This window comes from Candidatus Latescibacter sp., assembly GCA_030692375.1.
Lineage (GTDB): Bacteria > Latescibacterota > Latescibacteria > Latescibacterales > Latescibacteraceae > JAUYCD01.
On the sequence record JAUYCD010000225.1, the window covers coordinates 1 to 5,185 of the forward strand.

The 5,185-nt window shown below is 51.0% G+C and carries 3 protein-coding genes; 1 reads left to right on the top strand and 2 read right to left on the bottom strand.

The features are described from left to right. The first annotated feature begins 116 nt into the window (after window positions 1-116). Complete coding sequence (locus Q8O92_13750) at window positions 117-1,007, top strand: formylglycine-generating enzyme family protein (protein MDP2984378.1); 891 nt, start codon at window positions 117-119, stop codon at window positions 1,005-1,007. A 241-nt stretch (window positions 1,008-1,248) separates the two neighbouring features. Here the strand turns inward: Q8O92_13750 and Q8O92_13755 are convergent, their stop codons facing one another. Together Q8O92_13755 and Q8O92_13760 are read right to left on the bottom strand one after the other, a co-directional pair. Beyond that, window positions 1,249-2,523: an MFS transporter gene (locus Q8O92_13755; GenBank protein ID MDP2984379.1), complete on the bottom strand. Its 1,275-nt coding sequence runs from the start codon at window positions 2,521-2,523 to the stop codon at window positions 1,249-1,251. Between the two features lie 162 nt (window positions 2,524-2,685). Beyond that, complete coding sequence (locus Q8O92_13760) at window positions 2,686-4,866, bottom strand: PQQ-binding-like beta-propeller repeat protein (protein MDP2984380.1); 2,181 nt, start codon at window positions 4,864-4,866, stop codon at window positions 2,686-2,688. Between the last annotated feature and the right edge of the window lie 319 nt (window positions 4,867-5,185).

Consider the following 5,185-nt stretch of genomic DNA (forward strand, 5'->3'; position numbering starts at 1 on the left):
ACCATCTATTCCATTATAAAAAACACCTTGCATATAAAAAAAATAATTTGAATATATGTACTATCATAATAGCCGAATAATACTGCAACTTTTATCCATAAAAAGGAGATATGATTATGGAAAAGGCTGTTCGGATTTCCCTGGTGCTTTTCATGGTTTCATTAGTTCTTTTCGGTGCGTACAGCAAAAAAACATCGGCAGGGCCAGATTCAACCCAACCCTCCCAGATCATCCATGGTATTACCTTCGTCACCATTCCTGGCGGGACGTTCCAGATGGGGGATGAAAAGGGCGACCTGTGGTCTGAATGCCGACCTGTGCACATGGTGACGGTGAGCTCGTTTCAGATGAGCGAAGCGGAGATAACGAACTCGCAGTATTGCGCCTATCTAAATGCTGCGAAGGCTTCCGGTGACATTACGACGACGAGTTCAATTGTGACTGGTGCGAAGGGTACATATAACGGGCAGATTTATATGTATCTGTCTGATATCTTTAATTCAAATAACCGGTGCTGGATAACGTATAGCAATAATGTATTCAGCGTGGCATCGGGTCATGAGAATTGGCCGGTTGTGTATGTGACGTGGTACGGTTCAAAAGCATTTTCTGAATACTATGGATGGGATTTGCCGAGGGAGGCGGAATGGGAGTATGCCTGCCGCGGTGGGAAGCAGTATATATACGGAACGGATGACGGAAGTAAGGACAAGGCTAATTATTGGAATAACGGACCGAATCATCCTGTGAATGTAAAGAGCTACCCGAAGAATCCCTTCGGTTTGTATGACATGAGCGGGAATGTTTGGGAGTGGTGCAGCGACTGGTACGGGAGTTACAGCGCATCACCTACTACTAATCCAATCGGTGCACAAACTGGCACAAAGCATGTGTTGCGTGGCGGTAGTTGGATCGGCAACGTCAGCAATTGCCGGTCGGCCATCCGTCTCTCCTACGACCCGGTCTCCGGGGACTTCGTCGTAGGGTTCCGTGTGGTTCGCCGTTAGCTGCCTCTGAGAACTTATTGAACACTTGATTATTGATATTTGACACTTGATATGGGGTAAAGGGGTGCAGCCCCTTGCCGGTTTTAAAATCCCCCCGCCGCATTTAGCGGCGACCCCCTTATTAAGGAGGTAAAACTAGCCCCTGCAAATATGTCCCCCTTAACAAGGGGGATGCCGGCAGGCAGGGGGATTTCTTTCATGCAAGAGGGATACAAAGTACAAGAGATAATCTTTTCATCCTTCATCTTTCAGATTTTATCCTCACATATTCCTCCGGGTTCCTGACCACAAGAAGAATATACACTATGGCCGCGACCATCATACCCATAACGATCCCGAATGTGCGCTGGTAGGTGAGTATCCCCATGTCGATCAGCCGGCCGGTGACCACCGGGAGGATGACCATGAATGGAGTGACTCCTACATTGGTAACCGCTATATAGGTGGATTTGTCCTCAGTGGGACAGCATAAAATGCTCATATTGGTGTAGCCGACGTTATCCGACATTTCGGCAAGGCCGGTTACAACAAAGGCGATGAAAAGGATGACCATGCTGTTGCCCGGAATAAGCCAGATCATAATCATGTAGACAAGCGCGATAAGCTGGGAGGTCATGAGCATGTATTTCGGCCCGTACAGGTCGGAAATTTTGGCGAGAGTAAAACCGGCGATGGCCAGTCCGAGGGCATACAGGGAACTGAACCACCCGGCGTTCAGGGGATCGAACCCGCGGAACTTGATCAGGTAAACCAGGAGAAAGGCCATGATCACATAATGCCCGCTCATGAGCCATTTTGCCACGAGGAACCGGACGAAAAGCCGGTCAGATTTCAAAATGGCGAAGCATTTTTTCAGATATGCGCCGAATGAGGATTCTTCGGCGATCTGTTCGCCTTCCGGCTCATCGATGCCGAGAAGGATAAGCGCTATTCCCACAGAGATTGCAAAGGTAAGGAGGAAAAGGACAGTGTAATTGGAGGGTTCAGGGAATGCGCCGTTGACCGCCTTGATCGCGAACCCTCCGAAGAAAGTGCCGAGAAATTGCAGGGCGAATACGATTCCTATCAGGTGTCCGAGCTTCCCTGTAGGAATTATCTTATAGATCAGGGAAAAATTCGCGGGCATGAACATGCCGACCAGCGACACCGCCCATGCTGAAAGAACCAGAAACAGCCAGATGGAAAAGCCCGGTTTTGCGGCGCCAGAGAAGAGAATACTTCCCCCGATAACCAGCCATGTTAAACTGGAAAGGAACAGCGCCTTCGCCATAAAATGCTTCTTGATCGGCTTTCTTTCACTGGCATAGGCAGCCCAGAGCTGCGGCAGGGAGAATCCTGCCCACATGATGGTGGTGAGCGCGCCTATCTGGGTTGCGCTTGCTCCGAGCCAGGTGAGGTAGGCCACCGGGATGCCCAGATAGTAGGTCATGGAGCCGTTGACAGTTCCGCCGAAACCGAAAAGGAAGGCAAAAACATCGTATTTCAGGTACTCTCTCATGCTCCCGCGAACGGTCAAGTGGCTCCCTCCCTTCACAAAAAAAGTGCGAATGTTTTGAGTGGTTAGATCCTGAAACGAGTTCAGGATGACATGTGTCATGCCGAACTTGTTGCCGCTTCGCGGGAACGATGTAACCGTTTCGGCATCTATCGGTACACAAGCATTGAAAAAATCTTCTGGCTACCATTGCAAGGCAATAACCCGGCCATCCATGGTTCCGGCTATTACCAGGTTGTCCCTGACCGCGAATGCGCCGGGGCCATAATACGATCCCTGCGGGCCGGTGGATGCTCTATACGTCCACTGCACTTTACCGGAAGAGGCTTCCACACAGCAGACCTTATCATCATCACGTATGATCAGCGTATTGCCGGATGCAATCCCGGCGCTCATCCCAACGCCGGTCTCCAGAAATGACAATGGAGAACCATCTTCCGGAGAAAGACATTGCAGGCCTCTCCGCCCGTTCTGAGCAGATGTCGTATAAAACACATCTTTTTTCGGATTCACTGCCTGACGGTACGGAGATCCTGTCGATCGAAGGGACCAGACTACTTTCCCGTTGGATGCATTGAAAGCGATAAGATTCTTTTCATCTTTTTGGGCCGGGATTTTACTCACGAGAACCTTGCCGCGGGCGATGACCGGCGGCCAGAATGGCGCCGTTGTATAGTTGTCCTCCGGGGACGACACCTGGTTCTTCCATATCTCTTTGCCGGTCTCAGCGTCAAGGGCGCGAAAATAGCCGTCCATTGCCCCGAAAAACACCCTGTTTCCTTCTGCGGCCGGCTCCATGATGATCGGCAGGCCCACGGTATAATCCCACAATATTTTGCCCTTTTGGGTATCCAGGCATACAAGCTTATGCTCTCCCGCCGGTACGAACAGCTTCCCATTATCAAGGGTCAAACCGGCGACAATGGCGCCGTTTACCGGAGTCCGCCACAGGGGCTTTCCTGTCTTCGCATCACAGGCATACACCGTGCGTCCCGCCCCGTAATATACCCTTACGCCATCGGTTACAATTCTTCCGAGAATCTGTTCCTGTTCAGCCTTCCGGCGCCATACCTCTTTGCCGTTATCAAGCCGTAAAGCGTATACTCCTCCTTCAATAGTAGGTACTATCACGAGATTCTCCCAGATTACAGGCGCTCCCAGTATAGCCGAACCAAGATCCCTGGTCCATATTTCACGCACCTTTTCTCCCTGAACCTTGAAAATTGTATGCGCCAGCACAATTGCCCCATTTTCACCTGTGAACCGAATCGTCAAGAGGTAGCGGCCGGGAGTGACCGGCAGGGGCGCTGAAGCCTTCCACATCCCATTCCCGCCCGTCATCGGCGTCCACTTGGTGAATCCCGGGATCGAGTACTCCATGGCTCCCGGAAAAGCGGGCTCTGTCCCCGCAGTCACTATGAGATTACCGCTGACGGGAGCATCACTTTTCGGCGCCATGACTTTTAAGCGCGGACCGGACTGCGGAAATTCCACCGCCTGTTTCGGTTCATAAGTACTGGCCGGCCTGGCGAAATCTCTGGTCCGCACGAGAATCCTGTCCGGCTGCACAGTCACCACCCGGTAGCTTCCGGCTTTGGGAGTGCCGCCATAGAGCGATCCGGTCACAACAACCGGCACACCTCCCCACTTTGTAATCGCATCATTATGTGTGTGTCCCTGGAATATGACGGGATATTTGAAAGGCTGCAGCAATTCCACGATGTGGCTGGTATCTTCTTCCGGCACGTTGGCATGCATGAAGAGCAGGATGCGCCGGTCCTTTTTTACTGCACGCAGGTCGTTGCTCAGCCATGCAATATCAGTCGGAGTGAGCCGTATCAGGCCGCTGATCGGCCGGATGTTCAAAAATATGAAGTGGCAGCCGCCGTAGTCGAAAGAATATCTCGTACCGTGGCGCCCGATCAACGCCGGCCCGAGCGGATCGAATATTTCCCCCAGATCCTGGGCGCCGATCCCCGCATAATCCAGATCATGGTTTCCCACCACTGTGTATACGGGTATCCCGGCCAAGACAAGCGGCTGCATAAGCTTCTGATACAGCTTTAGCAGCGGCGTCCATCCGGCATCCCCTGTATCGCCTGAGTTTATGACAAAAGCCGGCTTCGGCTCCATTGCCAGGCATTCCCCTACCAATTGTTGCAAACGCTGGGGATTCTGCATCTGCATCAGGCTTGTTTCATCGAGAGGCTGCCCGATGGCAAACCCGTAGGCCGGAATATGAACATCGGAAATATTGACAAAGGAAAAACCGTTCGATTCGGCAGCGAAAATGCATCCGCTCCATGAAGCAGCGATGCAAATCGCTACGGTGAGAATTGCCGCCTTCCATCGGATTTGTGCCATGCAATTCTTCGTGCTGAAAAATCCCCCCTGCCTTCGGCATCCCCCCTTGTTAAGGGGGGAAAAGTGAAGCGATTTGATCATCGAATTCTTCCTTTTAAAAAAAATCAATTTCGATTATCTCCCTTAATAAGGGGGATGTCACCCTTAGTGACAGGGGGATATTCATGAAAGATGTCTTATACTAATTCGCTACCAATCATTAAAATATAGCCCATTGGAAACCCACTAGTTTTTGAATGGTTTTTTTATCTTCTGAGACCTCAAGCAACGCGGTTGACAAATCATTTTCGAGTTTTTCCATCGTAGACCAGAACCCGTT

Excerpts from the sequence above, each read along its gene's own strand:
- Q8O92_13750 (MDP2984378.1), top strand. The coding sequence starts at position 117 with ATGGAAAAGGCTGTTCGGATTTCCCTGGTGCTTTTCATGGTTTCATTA.
- Q8O92_13760 (MDP2984380.1), bottom strand. The coding sequence starts at position 4,866 with ATGGCACAAATCCGATGGAAGGCGGCAATTCTCACCGTAGCGATTTGC.